At 43.3% G+C, this 19811-nt stretch carries 18 protein-coding genes and 1 pseudogene; 5 read left to right on the top strand and 14 right to left on the bottom strand.

Annotated features, from left to right (window positions below):
- Nucleotides 1–113 precede the first annotated feature (113 nt).
- The 10 genes and pseudogenes from loaP to hrcA all read right to left on the bottom strand — a co-directional run bounded on the left by loaP (nt 114) and on the right by hrcA (nt 10907).
- Entirely contained in the window at nt 114–644 is a 531-nt protein-coding gene (gene loaP, locus GKZ87_08145) for an antiterminator LoaP (protein QSI25450.1), read from the bottom strand.
- Nucleotides 641–2054 (bottom strand): annotated as a pseudogene (locus GKZ87_08140) (exopolysaccharide biosynthesis polyprenyl glycosylphosphotransferase). Before GKZ87_08140 ends, loaP begins: the two are co-directional and overlap by 4 nt.
- Nucleotides 2055–2413: 359 nt before the next feature.
- Nucleotides 2414–3280: a hypothetical protein gene (locus GKZ87_08135; protein ID QSI25449.1), complete on the bottom strand. Its 867-nt coding sequence runs from the start codon at nt 3278–3280 to the stop codon at nt 2414–2416.
- Nucleotides 3274–3960, bottom strand: a complete 687-nt coding sequence (locus GKZ87_08130) for an AAA family ATPase (protein QSI25448.1) — start codon at nt 3958–3960, stop codon at nt 3274–3276. Before GKZ87_08130 ends, GKZ87_08135 begins: the two co-directional genes overlap by 7 nt.
- Nucleotides 3961–4005: 45 nt before the next feature.
- A complete protein-coding gene (locus GKZ87_08125) occupies nt 4006–4188 on the bottom strand; it encodes an AAA family ATPase (protein QSI25447.1) in 183 nt (60 codons plus the stop codon).
- 846 nt (nt 4189–5034) lie between these two features.
- The gene (gene dnaJ, locus GKZ87_08120; GenBank protein QSI25446.1) at nt 5035–6150 is read right to left on the bottom strand and encodes a molecular chaperone DnaJ; all 1116 of its coding nucleotides are present in this window, start codon (nt 6148–6150) and stop codon (nt 5035–5037) included.
- 13 nt (nt 6151–6163) lie between these two features.
- On the bottom strand, nt 6164–7330 hold the full coding sequence (locus GKZ87_08115) for a polysaccharide deacetylase family protein (protein QSI27918.1): 1167 nt from the start codon (nt 7328–7330) through the stop codon (nt 6164–6166).
- Nucleotides 7331–7412: 82 nt separating this feature from the next.
- Nucleotides 7413–9227: a molecular chaperone DnaK gene (gene dnaK, locus GKZ87_08110; GenBank protein ID QSI25445.1), complete on the bottom strand. Its 1815-nt coding sequence runs from the start codon at nt 9225–9227 to the stop codon at nt 7413–7415.
- Between the two features lie 20 nt (nt 9228–9247).
- Nucleotides 9248–9880, bottom strand: coding sequence for a nucleotide exchange factor GrpE (gene grpE / locus GKZ87_08105; protein QSI27917.1), 633 nt, complete (start codon nt 9878–9880; stop codon nt 9248–9250).
- 10 nt (nt 9881–9890) lie between these two features.
- Nucleotides 9891–10907: a heat-inducible transcription repressor HrcA gene (hrcA, locus tag GKZ87_08100; protein QSI25444.1), complete on the bottom strand. Its 1017-nt coding sequence runs from the start codon at nt 10905–10907 to the stop codon at nt 9891–9893.
- Between the two features lie 357 nt (nt 10908–11264).
- On the opposite strand from hrcA, the gene pgeF reads away from it, so the two are divergent.
- Nucleotides 11265–12026: a peptidoglycan editing factor PgeF gene (gene pgeF, locus GKZ87_08095; protein ID QSI25443.1), complete on the top strand. Its 762-nt coding sequence runs from the start codon at nt 11265–11267 to the stop codon at nt 12024–12026.
- 92 nt (nt 12027–12118) lie between these two features.
- Here the strand turns inward: pgeF and spo0A are convergent, their stop codons facing one another.
- Nucleotides 12119–12898: a sporulation transcription factor Spo0A gene (gene spo0A, locus GKZ87_08090; protein QSI25442.1), complete on the bottom strand. Its 780-nt coding sequence runs from the start codon at nt 12896–12898 to the stop codon at nt 12119–12121.
- Nucleotides 12899–13000: 102 nt separating this feature from the next.
- Nucleotides 13001–13810: a MerR family transcriptional regulator gene (locus GKZ87_08085; GenBank protein QSI25441.1), complete on the bottom strand. Its 810-nt coding sequence runs from the start codon at nt 13808–13810 to the stop codon at nt 13001–13003.
- 211 nt (nt 13811–14021) lie between these two features.
- On the opposite strand from GKZ87_08085, the gene GKZ87_08080 reads away from it, so the two are divergent.
- Together GKZ87_08080 and GKZ87_08075 are read left to right on the top strand one after the other, a co-directional pair.
- Nucleotides 14022–15539 (top strand): GntR family transcriptional regulator, encoded by a 1518-nt coding sequence (locus tag GKZ87_08080; protein ID QSI25440.1) that lies wholly within the window; start codon nt 14022–14024, stop codon nt 15537–15539.
- Nucleotides 15540–15710: 171 nt separating this feature from the next.
- Entirely contained in the window at nt 15711–15938 is a 228-nt protein-coding gene (locus GKZ87_08075; protein QSI25439.1) for a hypothetical protein, read from the top strand.
- Between the two features lie 27 nt (nt 15939–15965).
- Here GKZ87_08075 and GKZ87_08070 read toward each other — a convergent pair whose 3' ends face one another.
- The gene (locus GKZ87_08070; protein QSI25438.1) at nt 15966–17159 is read right to left on the bottom strand and encodes a cation diffusion facilitator family transporter; all 1194 of its coding nucleotides are present in this window, start codon (nt 17157–17159) and stop codon (nt 15966–15968) included.
- A 106-nt stretch (nt 17160–17265) separates the two neighbouring features.
- Here GKZ87_08070 and GKZ87_08065 point away from each other — a divergent pair, with 106 nt between their 5' ends.
- Both GKZ87_08065 and GKZ87_08060 read left to right on the top strand, forming a co-directional pair.
- Nucleotides 17266–18159, top strand: coding sequence for a hypothetical protein (locus GKZ87_08065; protein QSI25437.1), 894 nt, complete (start codon nt 17266–17268; stop codon nt 18157–18159).
- 37 nt (nt 18160–18196) lie between these two features.
- Nucleotides 18197–19054 carry an NAD-binding protein gene (locus tag GKZ87_08060; GenBank protein QSI25436.1) on the top strand — a complete coding sequence of 286 codons (858 nt, stop codon included), beginning with the start codon at nt 18197–18199 and terminating at the stop codon, nt 19052–19054.
- Between the two features lie 65 nt (nt 19055–19119).
- Here the strand turns inward: GKZ87_08060 and GKZ87_08055 are convergent, their stop codons facing one another.
- Nucleotides 19120–19797: a fructose-6-phosphate aldolase gene (locus GKZ87_08055; GenBank protein ID QSI25435.1), complete on the bottom strand. Its 678-nt coding sequence runs from the start codon at nt 19795–19797 to the stop codon at nt 19120–19122.
- Nucleotides 19798–19811 lie beyond the last annotated feature (14 nt).

Raw genomic sequence — 19811 nt, 5'->3', positions numbered from 1 at the left:
CTATTGAGGCGAGAATCTTACTACAAAAAAAGATACACTCTCCCCTTCCCCCACCTGCAGTGTTGAATGGTTGATTGTATCCTGAACCTCTCCATAAAGTGCCTCAACAACTATTACTTCTGAGATTCGATCTTTTTCACTATCTCCAGAGAAACGTCCACCTGCAGCTTTCGTTCATTCATTTGAACATTCAGGATTGCACGACGCTTATGTCTGTCAATTCGTATAATATTACTTTCATATCCTTTTAACGGGCCTTCTGTGATGATGACCTCTCCATCCAGGATCTCACCCTTTGATAACCGGACATTGTGTTCCCTGTCCATGAGCCCTTCCAGATAAGCTCTTTCTTCTGCGCTCAATGCACTGATATCATTCTCGTACTTCAGCTCTTTCAAAATACCACTGATCTGTGAACGGTACTGAATCAGTGCTTGTTGAAATCCGTTCGGATTCAGCTCTGTTTCTACGAACACATACGAAGGGAACAACGGCTTCTTCACAATTACCCGCTTGCCCTGTATACGGTGCACCACTTCCTTCAAAGGAGTAAATGCCTTTACATCTTCCTTTTGATTTAAAAGCTCTAAGATCTTCTTCTCTCTGCCACCCATCACATACAGTACGTACCATGGCTTCATCATCTTGCCCCGTCCCCGTGAAATACGGTCTTGATCGTCTTGACGAGGATCGTCATATCCAGCTTCAAGCTCCAGTTTTTATAATAATATTCATCCATCTTCAACCGATCCTGGAAACTGATGTCACTTCGTCCATGCGTCTGCCACATTCCGGTAAGTCCAGGCTTGCAGCCAATCACATAGTCATAATAAATTCCCATATCTTTTCGTTCCCTTGGCAGATACGGCCTTGGCCCGGTCAGGCTCATATTCCCCTTCAGTACATTCAAGAACTGTGGGAATTCATCCAGACTCTTCCGTCGCAGAAACCCTCCTGCCTTTGTAATCCTGGGATCCTTCTTCAGCTTTTTGTTCGTTTCATATTCCTCTCTGATAACCGGATCCTTTTCCATAAGCTCATGCAGTATACGCTCTGCGTCCGGGATCATTGTCCGGTATTTATACAATACGAATTTCTTTCCACCCTTACCGATCCGCACCTGTTTAAAGAATATGGGATCATGATCATGATTCTTCCTGTTCGTTCTCCACACATAGATCGTCAAGGGGATCAGAAGGATACATCCGGCAATACCACCTAAGATATCAATGGCCCGCTTGACTGCTTTGTTGAAGGTCGAAATCCTTCCCTTTGCTGTAGATACAAGCAGCTGACCGTCAAAATCCTCTATCCTGGTATCAAAGGTCAAAATCTTAACAGACGGCATATAGCGTATCTTACTGACTGTCCGCAGCTTCAACAGGATGTCATCGAATTGTGCATTTGTAAGACTTGTTGATGCAATGACTGCGGAGTTTATCTGCAGCCTCTGAACGGTCTGTTCCAGCTCAGCTAGTGCAAAGACCTCTTGTTTTACTTCAGCAGCCACATCACCATCCTGTGTATCGATGTAACCTTTTACCTTCATAAGCGCAAACCGATTCGTCTTACACACCTCAGCAAATGTAACAGCCTGTTTGCCTGTACCGATAATCAGCACATTATCTGCACAGCTGTTTCGAAACCAGATGCGTAGATATCTCTGTAATAGGATACTAAAGCAAAGCATGATACAGGAAATCACTGCATTCAGCAAAATACAAGGAACGTTGAAATCCTGCATAGGATCGAGCAGGATACTGACGATAAAAAAACAGATATGACTTTTTACAAGCAACTCGATTTCTTCCCAGATCAGGAGCGTCTTCGTCCGATAATGGCCAAATAGATACTGAATGACGAAATACAGGACACAGATGCGAACTGTATAGTCACCTGGAAATTCAAAAAGATAAGAAAGACTGCAAACAACGATTTCTTCCAGCAGACATGCTGTTATTCCTATTTTTTTCCTCATGTACTTACATTCATTAATGAATTCACTACCCTCCCTTTTTATAAAATGGAATTTTAAATCTCAAAACGTATACCTTTTAAGATATTTTTAAAAGACAGGATTTGTAGACTTCTATGTATGATTTCTTACGTAAAAACGAAAAAAAACAGATGATTTTCATTGAAAACCACCTGTTTCGTTAATTATAAGTAAATAGACAGAAAGGTATACCTTTATAATCATAAAGGGTATGTAAATGTTTAACTCATTCCATTCTACACGTAGCTATTCTACTACAATAGACCTTTACAATCAATAAAATTATACAAAAAAGTCTATTTTTTTAAATTACTAAACTTTATAAAATATCATGCAAGTCACATTTATGAGCGTGATATCAGTCATATCTATAAAAGTAACAAAAAGGTGGCATTAGCTTTCTATGCCTCTGCCACCTTAATATTTTGAACTGTTATTTTCCAAGACCTCTATTATACAAGACTTCTTATAAAACCCTATTCCATAACCTACAATATCCATATAACCTTTTTTATTCAAGCCCTCTATATATTTCATAGCTTTGATCTGTTCACACGCCGCTCTTGCTGCTTTTTCTACTTCCTCCTCTTTGCCTGCGACCTTTAACTCCAGAACCAACCCTCTTTTTTTCTTGTAAGAAGGAAGTATAGCAATATCATACCTTCCCAAACCAGATTCCTGATTTGAACGGATGCTACTATTTGTAACTCCCTGTAACATTCCATTCACAAATCCATGATAAAATTTTTCATCATAATCAAAATAGCTCATAGATTCAAATAATACACTATTCAAAATTTCATTTGCTGTATCTATATCTTCCTTTAACAATGCATTTATGAAAGCTGCATTTTTGATTTCTATTTGCTGACGGAACCATTCCTCAAATATTGTCGTATAGATATAGCGTATTTCTTTATTGGGGATTTCAAGCTGATAAATATTGACATCTATTTTTTTGATTGTCTTTAAATAGCCGGTGAATAATAGAAAGCTATATATATTATCTATATTATCCATTTCTCGATACGTCAGTTCTGATTTGATTACTTTTTCTGTCTTACCACCAGTTGATAGTATATCAAACTCTTGCTTCATTTCTGCAGTGCTCTGCCGTATATAACGGTAAATGATATCATTTCCACTTGTATTTGCCCAAAATGATTCAGGTGTATTGTCTTCCTGCCTGATTTTCTGTATATACTTCAAAACACTCCATGGATTATATATTTCCTGATTACCAAACAGATATCCATCACGCCATGGGTGGGCACCGCCTACCATTCTTGAACTACATGCTCATAAGCAGAAAGTTCATACTCTTTTAATAAATGTGTAGTTTCCTCAGGCGTAAAGCCAAAGTATAAACTGGATTGTCGATCAGAAATAGAATATACATTAAAATTATTTAGTCCAGTGAAAAGGCTAAAGCCCGCCTGCGGTGTTGATTCTTTTGCTATTCTCAGACATCCAGTAAGAATACCTTTCTCTAACGCATCATTTGTTTTTAAGGCAGCACTAAACACATTGCTAAAAAAATCCACCATCTCATTATAATATCCATTCAAATAGGCACTCTGGAGAGGGACATCATATTCATCAATCAAAATAATGACATTTTTTTGATAATGCTGCCGCAAGCATCCAGAGATAAATTTCAATGCATTTTGTAAATCAACGTCACTTTGCGTTCGCCGATAAAGATTTATAAGCTGTTCTTTATCAAATTCATTTATTAAATCACTTGTAAGTAATTCCTGGTTATTACGTATAATTTCCTGTACTAAAAGGGAAAACATATCCCGCTGCTTTTCAAAGGAATTGTTTTTCAAGTCTTTTAACGTAAGGAAGATAACCGGATACTGATTTTGATGCTGTACTACTTCCTTTTCTTTCAAAACATTTAAGGAATTAAATATATATGAATATTCTTTTTCTTTTATAGAATAAAAGTAGTAAAGCACGCCTGAGCGGGCACCGCCTACTCATATTTAATGATTTTCCCGCTACTAGTGCGCTTCTTGTCGGATACCAAAGGTATCGACACTATTTCGGTGAAATCGACACGGCCTTGTATATAATACGACTTTTTCATTGCATACATCTTTGATGAGTAATGTTTTGTCCACATAGTAATAATCGTTCGTAATCAGCTCTTTGAAGTTTTCTATACCAATTGGCAAACGTTTCATAAAATCAGCTCCTTTAAAAGTATTATACCACGTTAGCATTTTTTCAAAAAGTGAAATTATGTTATGCGGGCATAACATAAAAGATTGAGAACCAGGATGATAGGAGTATTCACACTGCGAATATATCCTCATTCCGGGCAATACTCTCTGTTTGAAGCTTCTTATATACACTTGCATACGCATATTATACCTCGATTATAATTGTTTGCTTTAAAACTGCTACTCAGAAAATTGATAAAATTTAGCATCAAAAAATATCATCGAAATTCTTCAATAGCTTTCCTTCCCATCGTTCGTACCCAATCTTGTAGCTTATTATATCGCTTATAGATATCAGAAAATTAAGCATTTCGGTGATATTCTCATACATTTGCTAAACAATTCATGTATCAGGTTGAAGATAGCGATAGGTATTATATTTTGAAGCTTGGAAGATCTTATCGAAGAAACTGTATCCCTAAATAGGCTCTTTCTCGCTTCAAGGCATAAGGCAGGAAAGAAATACAAAGAGTTTGATAAATATTGATGATTTTGTATTTCCCGATTCTCATATGCTAAGTGTCGAGAAAGAACCTTTAGATAATATGAGCCTACCTTAATAAATGATCATTAACGATGCCGCTAATAATGATTGTGATAAATATTTTGAACGCATTTAAAAAAGCTAATTTATCAGAATACTGTTTTTATGTCTCCTATATATCAAAATCCTATCAATGATAGAAAACCAGGTATTATTTCACAATTCAAAGCGTTTTTTTCCAAAACTACTCACTCGTTTACATTACAATAAAATATAAAAAAACGACAGCATTACGGATATCCGTACTTACTGCCGCAGGATTTTTATTTAAAAGCCTTTTTAAACTTATCGAATGGAGACTCATGAGATTTCTTATTGCGGATTTTCTCATACAGCTCCTTTTCATCGCGTGTAATTTTGGTAGGCACTTCCACCTTGACCTCGACATACTGATCACCCTGACCGCCACGTGAGGAGGCAGACTTGACACCCTTACCCTTCAAACGGAACTGCTGGCCATACTGCGTACCTGCCGGAATCGTCAGCTCCACATCACCGTAAACGGTTGGCACATCTACCTTACATCCCAAAATCGCATCCACAGCGCTGATTGGCACCGTGATACGGATATCATTGCCATCACGGACAAACTGTTTGTGACGGCTCACCAGGATTTCGATATACAAATCCCCATTCGGCCCGCCATTTACACCGCGCTCTCCCTTATTCGGTACACGCACCTGCTGGCCGGACTGAATACCTGCCGGAATCTTGATATCCAGCTTCACACGCTTATGCTCATAGCCCTTGCCATGGCACTTCGGACACTTGTTCACAATCGTCTTTCCTGTTCCGTTACAATCCGGACATACAGACTGACTCTGGAACACACCAAACGGCGTTCTCTGCTGCGTCGTTACTGTACCGGTTCCATTACAATGCGGACAGGATTTGATATCGGACTTGCTTTTCGCACCGCTTCCCATACACTCATCACACTGCTCATCCACCTCGATCGTAACGGTTTCCGTTTTACCGAAAATAGCATCCATGAAATCAATGCGCATCTGCATGAAGCGATCATTTCCCTTACGCGGCCCGTTATTGGAACGCCGGCCACCACCGCCGCCGAAGCCACCGCCAAAAAACGAACCGAAAATGTCACCGAAATCCTCAAATCCGCCAAAGCCTCCGGCACCACCGCCAAAATTGGCACCATCCATACCGGCATGACCGAACTGGTCATAGGTTGCCTTCTTCTGCGGATCACTCAGCACCTCATAGGCTTCATTTACTTCCTTGAATGACTCCTCAGCCCCCGGATCCTTATTGACATCCGGGTGATACTTTTTCGCCATCTTCCGATAGGCTTTTTTTATTTCATCATCGCTGGCACCCTTGCTGAGTCCCAGGACTTCATAATAATCTCGTTTGCTCATGTGGATCACCCTCCTAACTTTCCAGACTGTATATGAACTGCTGGATACCCGCGTCACCGAAAATACGCACTCTTGGCAGCTGCAGCTTATCCATGCCGGGTTCTATTTTACCATAATTTGTCGTAAAAGCCATATGCACACCTGCATCTTTCATAATTTGCAAGGCACTTTCCGTCACATCGCCATATGGATAACAATACACATTGCCTCCGCCGATGATGGAAAACGACTTTTTCGTATCTGCGACACCTTCCTCATGTCCCACACAGCGCAGAGCTCCGCCATGACCGCCTTCGCACCCGCCGGTATGCATACCATAGGAATGCGACTGCAGCTCCATACCGTTTTTTTGCATTTCCTGGAAGCTTTTTGGCAGCGTATCGTTTTTCAGATGGTCACCAATCAGAAAGAACGTCGCCGTATCCCCATATTTTTTCAGCAGCGGATATGCATACTTATAGATAGAAGCTGTGCCATCGTCGATTGTGATGGAAACACTGTTCTTCGGCAGCTGTACCTTTCCATCCATGAAATTCTCCACATCCTGCATCCGCAGCGTCACATAATCGTGATCCTTAAGATACTTCAGCTGTGCTTCAAAATCCTTGACCTCCAGCCAGTTTCCATTTTTCGATACTTCTCCGTTTTCCTTGGAATAGAAATAGTGATACATGAAAACCGGAAGCTGCTTAGCGGTTGGCTCACTGTTATTGTCCGATTTCTGTGTTTCAGCTACTGCAGATTTAGGAATATACACGAGCTTATTCTGAATCAGCACGCCATAACGATCTTCATCCTTCACGTAAATCGGATAGGAAGCCTTATGAGTTACTTCCGCAAGCTTGTTTCCTGTTTCATCCTCGATGGCATAGCTGTCCTTTGTCACGATATTTTCATTAAACGGCAGATATACACTGGACTTTTTGACACTGTTTTCTTCTGTTTGTTCGGGTACCACATGATCAGCCAGGATGTAGCAGTCATCCGTTTGCAGCCTGAAATAATTTTCTTTCATGTTCTGTGCGTCACGCTGATCCAGGTGCAGCACAGTCCCCTTAAAGATACGGCCGGTTTCCTTGTATTCTCCATCCTTTTTCTCATACAGCGGCGTTTCCTTATCAACACGCACCATTTGTGCATAATGTGAGGTTACGTCAATAGCAGACTTCTGCTTCTGCATCGGATATGTCCAATAGACGGCCAGCATCACACAACATACAAAACCTAGCGCAAGCACTAGGAATTGTAGTCGTTTCGTTTTCTTACTTCTTTTCTTCAAATTCAGCGTCTACAACGTTATCATCGTTGTTTGCGTTGTTTGCACCTGCTCCTGCATTCGGGTCAGCACTCTGCTGCTGATACATCTGAGCACTTGCCGCCTGAGCAGCCTTCTCCAGTGCTTCCAGTTTTTCTTTTACAGCATCCATGTCGTTTTCATCCAGAGATTTCTGCAGATCGTCACGCAGCTTCTGTGTTTCTTCCTTCTGCTTAGCATCGATCTTATCTCCGTTGTCAGCCAGCATGGAGTCAATCTGAGCAATGAAGCCCTCTGCACGATTGCGCAGGTCGATTTCTTCCTTACGTTTTTCGTCCTCAGCCTTGTGTTCCTCAGCCTCACGAACCATACGGTCGATTTCTTCATCGCTTAATCCGCTTGTATTCTGAATCGTAATGGACTGTTCCTTACCGGTACCCTTATCCTTTGCAGATACATGAACAATACCATTTACGTCAATATCGAAGGTAACTTCAATCTGTGGCACACCGCGGCGAGCTGGAGCAATACCGTCCAGCTTGAACATACCAAGCTCCTTGTTATCATTTGCCATTGGACGCTCACCCTGCAGAACACGGATGTCTACAGCAGGCTGGTTGTCGGCAGCAGTTGAGAACACCTGGGATTTGCTTGTTGGAATAGTAGTGTTTCGAGGAATCAGCACGGTCATAACACCGCCCATCGTCTCGATACCAAGGCTTAACGGTGTAACATCCAGCAGCAGTACGTCCTTTACATCACCGGCGATAACACCACCCTGAATAGCAGCACCCATAGCAACAACCTCATCCGGGTTTACAGATTTATTTGGTTCCTTACCAAGTACGCTCTTAACCGCTTCCTGTACAGCAGGGATACGGGTAGATCCACCTACTAACAGTACCTGGTGAATATCGTTCTTTGTTAAACCAGCATCACGCAGGGCATTTCTTACCGGCTCCATGGTACGGTCAACTAAGGATTTTGTCATTTCATCGAATTTTGCACGAGTCAGTGTAGCTTCAAAGTGCAGAGGTCCATCAGCTCCAGCAGAGATAAATGGCAGGGAAATCTGTGTCTGAACCATACCACTCAGATCCTTCTTCGCTTTTTCTCCAGCTTCCTTCAAACGCTGCATAGCCATCGTATCCTTACGCAGGTCTACACCGTTTTCCTTCTTGAAGGTATCCACCATCCAGTCAACGACGATGTTATCGAAATCATCACCACCCAGACGGGTATCACCGTTTGTAGACAGTACCTCAAATGTTCCATCAGCCAACTCCAGGATAGAAACGTCGAATGTACCTCCACCTAAGTCATATACCAGAACCTTCTGTTCCTTTTCTGTTTTATCAATACCGTAAGCAAGTGCAGCTGCAGTCGGCTCGTTGATGATACGCTCTACCTCCAGACCGGCAATCTTTCCTGCGTCCTTAGTAGCCTGACGCTGTGCATCATTGAAATATGCAGGTACTGTGATAACTGCTTTTTCCACCTTTTCTCCAAGGTAATCCTCTGCATAGGATTTCAGATACTGCAGGATCATTGCACTGACCTCCTGCGGTGTATACTGCTTGCCCTCCAATTCAACCTTTTCATTGGTACCCATCAGACGCTTGATAGAGCTAACTGTATTTTTGTTTGTAACGACCTGACGCTTTGCAGCATCACCGACGATACGTTCTCCGTTTTTGTATGCGACAACAGATGGTGTTGTACGGTTTCCTTCCGGATTTGTGATGACCTTGCATTCACCACCGTCCATAACGGACACACAGCTGTTTGTTGTTCCTAAGTCAATACCAATAATTTTACTCATAATCGTTATCCTCCTTTTATCTATTCGCTAACCTTTACAAGTGTTGCACGTAATACGCGATCCTTCAGCATATATCCCTTTTGCAGGACTTCAATGACCATGCCGCTTTCCACGCCTTCCTTTGCCTCCTGCATCAGAGCCTGGTGGTAATTCGGATCAAACGGCTTATCCAGCGCCTCAATTTCCTTTACACCCTCTTTATCAAGAATGTGTACCAGCTGCTGGTAAATCATTTCAAAGCCCTTGGCGTAATTTTTGATGTTTTGATCATCGACCTTAACATCCAGCGCACGCTCCAGATTATCCAGCACCGGCAGGATTTCCATCGCAAAGCTTTGAATGCGGTACTTGCGAACATTGTCACTTTCCGCCTGCAGACGCTTTTTCAGATTTTCCGTATCCGCATATGCCTTGAAATAGGCATTTTTATTAGCCGCTGCTTCTTCCTTCAGCTTTACGATTTCTTCTTCCAGCTCTTCAATTTTTTTCTTCTTACCGAATTTAGCGGATTTTTTATCTTCCTTTTCCGCTTCCTTCTTTTCTTCCTTTGTTTCCTTCTGCACTGCCTGTTCAGCAGTCTCAGCCGTCTTCACATCCTCGCTTTGTACGGCATCCTTTGTTTCTTCACTCACATGTTCTTTTTCTTCCTGCATGATGACCTCCTTATCGATTTTCATTTTTGTATAAATCCTCGATTACTTTGCTCATATATTCCATTAGGGCAACGACTCGGCTGTACTGCATGCGGGTAGGCCCCACGATCATCAGTTCCCCTTCTTCATCCTCGTTCAGCTTGAACTTGCTGGATACCACGGCAACATTATTGACCTGAATCAACTCATTGTCACCGCCAATTTCAATGGCAACATCACCCTCGTGATTCGCCAGCTGGCGAAACAGGCTGCTGTCCTCCAGCATTTTCATGAGCTCTCTCAGCTTTTCTATATCTGCGAACTCTGGCTGATACAGCATATTGCTCTGTCCGCTGCAATAAACATGGTCGGTTGCAAACCGCATGAATGCATTTACGAAGGCTTCAAACAGTACCTCGTGACGGGCAATATGGCTTGCCAATAAAGGCTCAATCTGCTGCATACGCTCAACAACCTCATTGATTGGCGTACCACTCAGCTTGTCATTCAACAGATTACAGCAGGTTTTGATATCCTCAACACTCACGGCTGTGTTGAAGTGAAATGTCTTGTTCTCCGTATGTCCGTGATCGGTGATGAAGACTGCAACCGCACTGGTCTCACTAAGAGGAAACAGCTGTATGTGCTGCAATGTCTGGTAGCGGCTTTCCGGTCCCAGCACCACAGAGGTCAGCGAGGTCATCTGGGATAGAATATCGCAGCTTTTCTTTACGATTTCATCCATGGAATAATGACGCTCCTGAAATACGGCCTGCAGGGAATTTTTGACACCGTCATCCAGCTCCCTCTCCATCAGGTTTTCAACATAGAACCGATATCCCTGACTGCTTGGAATACGTCCGCTGGAGGTATGTGTTTTTTCCAGCAGGCCCAACTCCTCAAGCGCAGCCATTTCATTGCGTATGGTCGCACTGGAACAGTTGAAGTCCAACAGATCCATCAGCTTCTTGGAACCGACAGGCTCGGCTGTCCGAGTGAACTCATCTACAATCGTTTTAAAGATCGCCGTCTGGCGCTTTGTCAGCATATGGTTCACTCCTTTCTAGCACTCAACCTCTATGTCTGCTAATAGTATATTCCAATATTTTAGCACTGTCAACACTTTAGTGCTAAAATCATAAATTATTTTAGGTAAAATCAACATGTCTAGGACACATACAGAATAATCCGCTGTCCTTTTCCTGCTTTGATTGCACTTCTTCATCACAGGCATAGCATAGCGCCTATATCATAATCAGTTTTTCTTCTCCATGCCACAAAGAAAACGAACATGTTGTACGCAAATGGATTGCCAAAAGCGTATCCTATACTATATACTTTTCACAGGGCAAACCATCTTATTTGCACATATACTATAAATATATAGGAAAGAAGGAAGAATCATATGAACAATATACAATGGAAATACGAAGATGAAATACTGGCAGGCACAACGCTGCGCGATCCATCCCTGCCGGAAAACAACAATATGGCACTGCATGCGTGTCAGGATCAAGAAACTGTCTTAAACAACCGTGCCGCTTTATCCGAGGTACTGGGCATCCAACCATCACAATGGACATTTGCGATGCAGACCCATTCAGATCACATACAGGAGGTAACAAAAGTGGATGCCGGTAGAGGAAGCATCCGGTTTGAGGATGGCATCCCGAATTGTGATGCTCTTTATACCAAGGAAAAAAATCTTGCGATCGGTATTTTTCATGCTGATTGTGTTCCTGTTCTGCTATACGATCCATTTACCGGAATCATCGCAGCCATTCATAGCGGCTGGCAGGGTACCGTACAGGAAATTACACGCAAATGCGTAGAGCTGCTGATACAAAAGGAACAGGTCAACCCCAATCACCTGATGGCCTATATTGGCCCTGCTATTGCTCATCGCAGCTTTGAAATCGGTGAGGATGTGATAGCCCGTATACAGGCAATGAGCTTTGATACAGCGCCTTATCTGACACTGCTTCCAAATGGCAAGGCACTTGCGGACAATAAGGGCTTGAATCTGCAGATGCTGCTTGACCTTGGTGTAGAGCGTGATCATATCATTGTCAATCCAAACGATACCTATCAGAAAAACGATGCATTTTTCAGCTACCGCAGAGATCATGCATGCGGAAGACATCTCAGCTTCATCATGCGTAAATAAGCAATACAAAAAAGACGGCGTGTCAGATATGCTTCTAAGAACAGCTCTGACAGATGTCCGTCTTTTTTTATTTCCGGATGCCTGCTGTGTAATCAGCCATGAGTTTCCTCCATATGGATTTTGTCTGACAGCATTGCAATAAATTCCGAATTGGTAGGTTTGCTGCGTTCCATGGAAATCGTATAGCCGAAAATCTTATGTATGACATGGGCATTGCCACGATTCCAGGCAACTTCGATTGCATGACGGATTCCCCGCTCCACACGGGATGGAGTTGTTTGAAATTCCATTGCAATCTTTGGATATAATGTTTTGGTTACCTTGCCGAGCAAATCCATATCACGGTATGTCTGCATAATTGCACAGCGCAGATACTGGTAACCCTTTAGGTTCGCAGGAACGCCAAGCTCATGCAGCAGCTGTGTAATCGTTCCCTCCAAATGCTGATTCTGACTGCGCCCCAGCGTTTTCTGCAGCTGATCATTCAGTGAATAATCCGGCTGATAGTTCCTGATAAAATGAATCTTGCGAATCAAATCAGGGATTTCATAGGGCTTCATCATAATGTAGTCGACACAATAGCGGTTGAACTCAGAAAGAATCATTTCACTCAGATACGAAGAAATACAGATGATGTGATCTACTTCCATTCGTCTGCTCCGTATTTCCTCCAAAACATAAAATCCATCTTTCTTAGGCAGGATCATGTCCAACACCAGAACATGTATATGCTTCCCCTCCAGTTGTCGGATACAATCCTCACCATCGCTTGTCATTCCGGCCAATTCAAATTCCTCAACGGAAGAAATGGCCCTTTCTAAAGCAGACAATTGACTTTTATTCTCATCTACTAAAAAAATCAAGCTCTTCATCTTTCATTCCTCCAACTACCTAGGCAGGAGTTATCATAAACCCTAAAGTATTTTTAGAGTCAATAGTTTATTAAATATTTTTAAGAAAAACATTAAATAATTTTATACTACTTGCAGATACGGTATCCAGACCATATGCCGCATCTGGTAATGATGGTCTGCACAGGCACTATAAAGCACCTGCGAAAGAATATCCCCGTTTAGCCTGAGACCATTCTCTGCCATGAAATGTATCAGCTTATCCTTTTCCTGCAGAATAGAATGCTGTGCATCTGCTTCAAAGCAATACGCAAGTGCGGGACATTCCTCATAGTACTCTACAACCTCATTTTCCTGAATCCCGATAAAATTACCGATATCCCGATACATACAAAAGCCGTAATCAAAGCGCTCCCTGCTATTTAGGAAATCCTCATCACATATACGGGCACTCAAAAACTGCAGCTCGCTGCTTTTTGACCATTGCTTCAGTTCACTGTTCAATGCCGCATCATCTGACAATATCACATCATCCTGCATATAGGAGATGCGATACAGGGCAGGCCGCTTTACAAACTGAATCGTCTGCTGAGCCTGTGCAGCCAAAGCTATGCATTCCATAGACAGATGAATGCTGTGAAGCCGCAGACTCATAGCTACGCTTTCCTGCAGCAGCTCCTTTTCCTTTTGTTCCATAAGCTCCAGAAATACGGCGTTTTCACTGTTTTCAAACAGATCCATCAGCTCATACAGCGTGAAGCCCATCTTCTGATATTTCTGCATATTCAGAAGATGATTGATTTGTGAAGCATCGAAATAGCGGTAATTGGATATGCTGTCCTTATGCGGCACAATCAGCCCCTTACGTTCGTAATAGCGCAGGGCTTCCGTACTGAGACCCAGCAGTCTGGCAGCCTCACCGATCTTATACATAAAAAAATCTCCTCCCTTTTCTCTGGTCTTCACAAACAATTCTCTTTCCCATCCGAATCTGCATACGTATGCATATAGGTAGTTTCTATTTTAGTATACTTTTGTGTTGTATGCAACCCAATTTGTAATTTCTCTTTAGAATGATTGCCTGCCGTTTATTTTCCATGCTATACTTAGGATATATTTTGCATTCGCTTGGGGAGGTTCCATCTTGAAAGGACAAACATACTACAGCAGTCTGTATGCTTCGCTCACATCACTGATCATTACAAGGCGGCTTCCCTACGGAAGTCGTCTTCCATCCGCAAAGCAGCTATGCAGTACGCATCAGGTTGGTATCCGGACTGTACGCAGTGTATTGCGTACCATGCGAGATGAGGGCTACATCCGTCTGCAGGAGCGAAAGCGGGCACAGGTGATATGGGAGCCATCAAGGGCAAAGGATGAACAAACCGATCAGTATATTCTGCAGGCCAACAGACAAATGCTTGATGTATTAGAAAGCATGCGCCTCTGTCTGCCGCCACTATGCAGCGGTCTATGTGATTTGCTTGAGGAGGAGCATCTGCTTCAGCTGCATGCTATGCTGGATAAGCTGGATGATAAAAATCCGGATAAGCGCAGAATGCTCATTCGCGATTTTAACGTATATCTGTTACAGCGCTATCACAATGATATGATTCTTGACTTGTACCTCTCCACCTTTTCCTATATCGAATACCCCCTCCTCTATCATACTGATCTATTTTCTACCTATCGCGGTGTCTTAAAACACGATTACAAGCTTCTGCTTACCGCTTTTTCTAAGAAAGACAGGCAGTTTGTCTATGATTTTTACTATCATACGATCTGCTATACCATGCAGCGCATTCAGGAGTATACCTTACAGCTTGCCGCAGACACACACAAGGAGCACCTGGAGGCCGAGCCCTTCGCCTGGCGTCCAAAGCATGCGCATGATTATGTTTATACGATTGTTTTCCGTGATATAATCCGCGGTATCGCAAGCAGGGCATATTGCGATCAGCAGCTTCTCCCGCCGATTGAACAGCTCTCAAAAACCTATCATGTATCCTATGCAACGATACGAAAGGTATTGAAGCAGCTAAATGATATCGGACTGGCAAAGACGTATAACGGTCTGGGAACACGTATCCAGCTACATAATGGAACAGCGCAGGCATGTGTAAAGGACAGTACCATGATCCGTGATGCCCTGCAGTTTATGGGGGCCATTCAGTTTATCACGATGACGATTGCACGCTGCAGCTTGGAATACTTCGAACAGCTGCTCGTACTCGCTCCTATTATGGAGGAGCGGTTACGACAGCGGCATTATGACGGTGTCGGATTTCTGAATGCTTTGTTAAACGTATTGCCTAACGGGAATCTGAAGCAGGTTCTCTATGAGTTTCGCAGCGTCTTATCCTGGGGCTATTATTTCACGCTGTTGCATCTGGATGAAGCCTGTGTCGATGAATTTTACGGGTATTGTGAAGCCGCAGTGTCCATGCTTCTTGCACATGATGCACTTGGGTACTGCAAAGCTGTTCAGCATGTATACGAACGCTTGTTTAGCATCATGAAATCCTGTGCAAAACGCATCGGTATTACACAGTGCAGTGCAATATGTCTGCCCCCTCTTGAACTACTGCCGCTGCGGGAGACAAAAAAGCCTGTGCAAAATGCGGCATCATGCAAATTGCCGGATAGAAAACAAAAATGCTGAATGCGCATACTCAACAAAAAAGCAAAACGCAGGACTGCTGAATATGATGATATATAGATTGCTTATCCCATAAGAGCAATTACTTTTAAGGAAAGTGAAAAAGACCAGCTTGTTTTTCGGTTCTTTCTCACTTTAAGGTACAAGGAAGGAATATGAGATACAAAAGGATTGATGAACATTGATTATTTTGTATTTCATGATTCTCATATACCCAGAGCAGAGAAAGAACCTGTTTTTCCAACAGCTTTTTCTAATAGAATCAAAAAAAGACGATACTGGAAATCGTCTTTTTTTCAGCAGCCGCCTAAAACAGGCTCTGCTTTTTTATGCATCTTTGTAACACAAACACTGATAGGGAACATTCTGCAAGTGATTATTGGTTTGCTTTTGAAAACATAAATACAGCGGCTTCCCTAATACCGTTTGCTACGCTGCTTCCTCCTTGTGATGTGTCGTATAAGCACGATCAAAGGTCACGACGAGATAATAATGATCTCCCTTGCGCTCTTCAATCAGCTGTGCAAGCTTATCTAGTATCTGCTGATTACTCATCTTAATATGGAAGGGAACCACTACATCAAATATCATATTGGTATGTGTTTCTCCTGGGACGATACGGAAATCATGCATACTCAGATCCTCGTCAATTTCCCTGACAACCTCTGCCGTTAACGTTCGAAGCTCATTGGTCAGCGGATCATCGATATCGATAGGGTCCATATGAATCACCATCTCCAGTCCCATATTCTCCTGAAAATCACGTTCGATATTATCAATCATATCATGTGATTTCAGAATATCCTCCCTGCAGTCAACCTCAACATGCACGGAAGCAAACGTACGATGTGCGCCATAATCGTGAATCACAAGATCATGCATTCCAAGCACGCCGTCGTAGCTGTTGATTTTTTCCTGAATCTGTTTGACAAGAGACTCATCCGGTGCCTGCCCCAGCAGCTCGTCAAGTGCAGATTTGATAATACCGCCTCCTGTCATCAGAATAAAGAAAGCGACAACAACCCCCATATATCCATCTAAATTGAAATGTAAAAGTGGAGAGAGCAGTGTTGACAACAGCACGGCACCGGTTGCCATGACATCACTGATGGAATCTGCGGCCGTAGCCTCCATGATGCTGGATTTCAACAGCCTGCCATACTTTTTATTATAGCTGTACATCCAGAGCTTTACCGAAATGGAAAACAGCAGGATTACAACACTGAGCCAGCTAAACGCAATCGCTTCCGGATGCAGGATTTTAGAGAAGCTTGTACGAATCAGCTCAAATCCCAGCAGGAGGATTGCCACCGCCACAATCATAGAGGCGATACATTCATACCGTGCATGACCGAACGGATGCTTTTCATCCGCAGGCTTGCTGGACAGCTTGAAGCTGAGCAAAGAAATCACAGAGCTTCCCGCATCGGAAAGGTTATTGACCGCATCTGCTGTAATAGAAACACTGTGCGCCAGTGTCCCGGCCACAAATTTAAACACAAACAAAAGTATGTTATTTGCAATTCCAACCGTGCTTGTAAGATTTCCATACGCCTTGCGCACAGCAGGCTTTTCTGTATCCTGATAGTCCTGTATCATTTTTTTCGCAAGATAATTTATCATTCTATCACCCAATTCTTTTCTAAATATTTAGTTTATCATATTTTGCCAAAATGGGAAAGTTTTACATGAAAGTTTTCGTTTCATCATATAGTATAGCGGTGATACCATGAAAAAATTCACAAGTCTTCTTCTTTTCGCTGTATTTCTTCTAACCCTCTGTTTTGGTACACTGACGCTGCAAAGTGCACAGAATGCTCTTTCTATCTGGTTTGAAAAGCTGGTACCCTCAATGCTTATCTCCATGGTGCTGGTACGTCTGTTATATAAGGAACAGGCTTTTGATCATCTGCCTTCCTTTGGCCTAGCCGCACTGCTTGGGCTTGACCATGGTGCATGGGGGCTTGTTTTATGTTCCATGTTTCTCGGTTTTCCCACCGGTTCTGTTTTTGTGGATGAAGCGGTGGCGGATGGTGTCCTGCAGGAACAGGATGCACGCAGACTGATCTATTGCTGCTGCTTTCCAACACCGGGCTTTGTCATCCTGTCATGCGGTATCGTTTTTTTTCAATCACTGATGATTGGAATTCTGCTGTTTGCACTGCAGCTGCTCAGCGGGCTGCTGTTGCTGCTGTTTACGCGCCGGCATAGGATTCACACCCGGATTCAGACTGTATCCTCATCCTCCTCCTTTATGCATAACCTCAGCAGCGCCATTACTGAGAGTGGCATTTCACTGTATATGATTGGCGGTTATCTGATGCTGTTTATGACTATTACAACGGTTTTATTTTCTTTCCTGCCGCCTTCCTTCTCCTTCATCGTTTCCAGTCTTGCGGAATTTTCCAGCGGCATCGTTCTCATTCACGGCGCAGAGCTCATTCCCCTGCAAAAGCTGCTTCTCACCTGCTTTCTGCTGGGCTTCGCCGGATTCTGTGTACATATGCAGATCATGAGCATGGTAGAGCATGTGCGATTGCGCTATTCCGTTTTTCTCCTGTTTCGCATCGCGCAGGGACTTTTGTCTGTGGCTTTGCTTATCGTATGCGTGCAGTTTCTGTAAACTTCCTGTATAATAAGGATAAAAGGAAGGTGACATTATGAAGATTGCTTGGATTGGATGCGGTGTTATGGGAAAGAGTATGCTGCTGAATCTGCATAAGGGCGGACATACGGTAAGCGCCTATAATCGGACATATGAAAAGGCGGAACCGCTAAAGGAACAGGGAATTCTAATTACACGGACAATTCGGGAATGCGTGAAGGATGCGGAGCTTGTCTGTACCATGGTCGGATATCCCAGTGATGTGAAGGAGGTATATGAGGGAGAGGATGGTATCTTTGCACATGCTCAGCACAATGCTGTTCTCATTGATTTCACCACGTCTTCCCCTGCACTTGCCAAAACACTTGCAGCTGTAGCTAAAGAACGCGGCTTCGCGATGCTGGATGCCCCCGTATCCGGTGGGGACAGCGGTGCCCGGGATGCCACTTTATCCATTATGGCAGGCGGGGATGCGGATGTATTTAAACGCATGCTTCCGGTGTTCTCTTTGCTGGGTAAAGGAATCCACTATATGGGTCCTGCGGGAAGCGGTCAGCATACCAAGGCTTGTAACCAGATTGCCGTAGCCGGTGCTGTTGCGGCGATGAGTGAAGCGCTGGTCTATGCAAGAGCTGTTGGTCTCGATGAGAAAAAAATGCTCGCTGCCATATCCGGCGGAGCGGCAGGAAGCTGGCAGATTACCAATACTGCTCCCCGTGTACTGAATCAGGATTTTGCCCCCGGCTTTTATATTAAGCATTTCATTAAGGATATGCACATCGTACAGCAGGAGATGGAGGAACAGGGTGTCCATCTGGACATGCTGGAGGCAGTCTGCAATATGTATGAGGCTCTGGCAAATGCTGGAGAGGAGAATAACGGCACACAGGCACTTGTGCATTATTATGAATAAATATACGAAAAAGGCTTTCGCTTCAGTTTATGCGAAAACCTTTTCTTTTCTATTCTTTTGTATTTTTAGATAGTCAGCATCGTATTTCCTTGTCCGCACAGCTCCTCAAAATCCTTTGTGAACGCATCCACTGCCAGAACGGCAGCATCCACTTTGATCAGCCCTTCAATCACATCCGGCGCAATCGTGCTTGCCCCAAGACCGTATTTGGCAAGCTCCAGAACCTGCTGGGAATTTTTAAAGCTCGCAGCGACAACCTCTGTTTTCAAGCCTGCATGCTTCAGCATATCATGAATATCCTTGGCAACCTGTACACCGTTATAGCCGAGATTGTCGATACGGTTTACATACGGTGCCACATAGGCAGCTCCGGCCATCCCTGCCAGATAGCCCTGCATCTGATTGTAAATCGCAGTTCCGGTAATATTTGCCCCTTCTGCATGTAACAGCTTCATTGCCTTCAATCCTTCCTTGACAACCGGAATTTTGATAAAGGTATTCTTACCCAGAACCTCCTGAATCTTATGCGCTTCCTCTACCATATCCTCAGCCTTTGCACTGACGACCTGTACATGCAAATCTGCATCCGCACCGATAAAGGCACGGATTTCCTTTAACACCTCAAACGGATTTCTGCCCGTTTTCTTCAGTATCGTCGGATTGCAGGTAACCCCTGTAATCGGAAAATACTCATAAGCCTTCTGAATTTCCTGAATGTCTGCGTTGTCAATTAAAATTTTCATCTCTCTATGTCCTC

The sequence above is a fragment of the Erysipelotrichaceae bacterium 66202529 genome (genome assembly GCA_017161075.1).
In the GTDB taxonomy this organism is placed as follows: Bacteria; Bacillota_I; Bacilli_A; order Erysipelotrichales; family Erysipelotrichaceae; genus Clostridium_AQ.
This window is presented reverse-complemented; position numbering and strand designations above follow the sequence as displayed.

What these genes read in the sequence shown, in the direction of transcription:
- loaP (QSI25450.1), bottom strand. Translation starts at nt 644, where the DNA reads ATGATGAAGCCATGGTACGTACTGTATGTGATGGGTGGCAGAGAGAAG.
- GKZ87_08135 (QSI25449.1), bottom strand. Translation starts at nt 3,280, where the DNA reads ATGGTAGGCGGTGCCCACCCATGGCGTGATGGATATCTGTTTGGTAAT.
- GKZ87_08125 (QSI25447.1), bottom strand. Translation starts at nt 4,188, where the DNA reads ATGAAACGTTTGCCAATTGGTATAGAAAACTTCAAAGAGCTGATTACG.
- dnaJ (QSI25446.1), bottom strand. Translation starts at nt 6,150, where the DNA reads ATGAGCAAACGAGATTATTATGAAGTCCTGGGACTCAGCAAGGGTGCC.
- GKZ87_08115 (QSI27918.1), bottom strand. Translation starts at nt 7,330, where the DNA reads ATGCAGAAGCAGAAGTCTGCTATTGACGTAACCTCACATTATGCACAA.
- dnaK (QSI25445.1), bottom strand. Translation starts at nt 9,227, where the DNA reads ATGAGTAAAATTATTGGTATTGACTTAGGAACAACAAACAGCTGTGTG.
- grpE (QSI27917.1), bottom strand. Translation starts at nt 9,880, where the DNA reads ATGCAGGAAGAAAAAGAACATGTGAGTGAAGAAACAAAGGATGCCGTA.
- hrcA (QSI25444.1), bottom strand. Translation starts at nt 10,907, where the DNA reads ATGCTGACAAAGCGCCAGACGGCGATCTTTAAAACGATTGTAGATGAG.
- pgeF (QSI25443.1), top strand. Translation starts at nt 11,265, where the DNA reads ATGAACAATATACAATGGAAATACGAAGATGAAATACTGGCAGGCACA.
- spo0A (QSI25442.1), bottom strand. Translation starts at nt 12,898, where the DNA reads ATGAAGAGCTTGATTTTTTTAGTAGATGAGAATAAAAGTCAATTGTCT.
- GKZ87_08085 (QSI25441.1), bottom strand. Translation starts at nt 13,810, where the DNA reads ATGTATAAGATCGGTGAGGCTGCCAGACTGCTGGGTCTCAGTACGGAA.
- GKZ87_08075 (QSI25439.1), top strand. Translation starts at nt 15,711, where the DNA reads ATGAACATTGATTATTTTGTATTTCATGATTCTCATATACCCAGAGCA.
- GKZ87_08070 (QSI25438.1), bottom strand. Translation starts at nt 17,159, where the DNA reads ATGATAAATTATCTTGCGAAAAAAATGATACAGGACTATCAGGATACA.
- GKZ87_08065 (QSI25437.1), top strand. Translation starts at nt 17,266, where the DNA reads ATGAAAAAATTCACAAGTCTTCTTCTTTTCGCTGTATTTCTTCTAACC.
- GKZ87_08060 (QSI25436.1), top strand. Translation starts at nt 18,197, where the DNA reads ATGAAGATTGCTTGGATTGGATGCGGTGTTATGGGAAAGAGTATGCTG.
- GKZ87_08055 (QSI25435.1), bottom strand. Translation starts at nt 19,797, where the DNA reads ATGAAAATTTTAATTGACAACGCAGACATTCAGGAAATTCAGAAGGCT.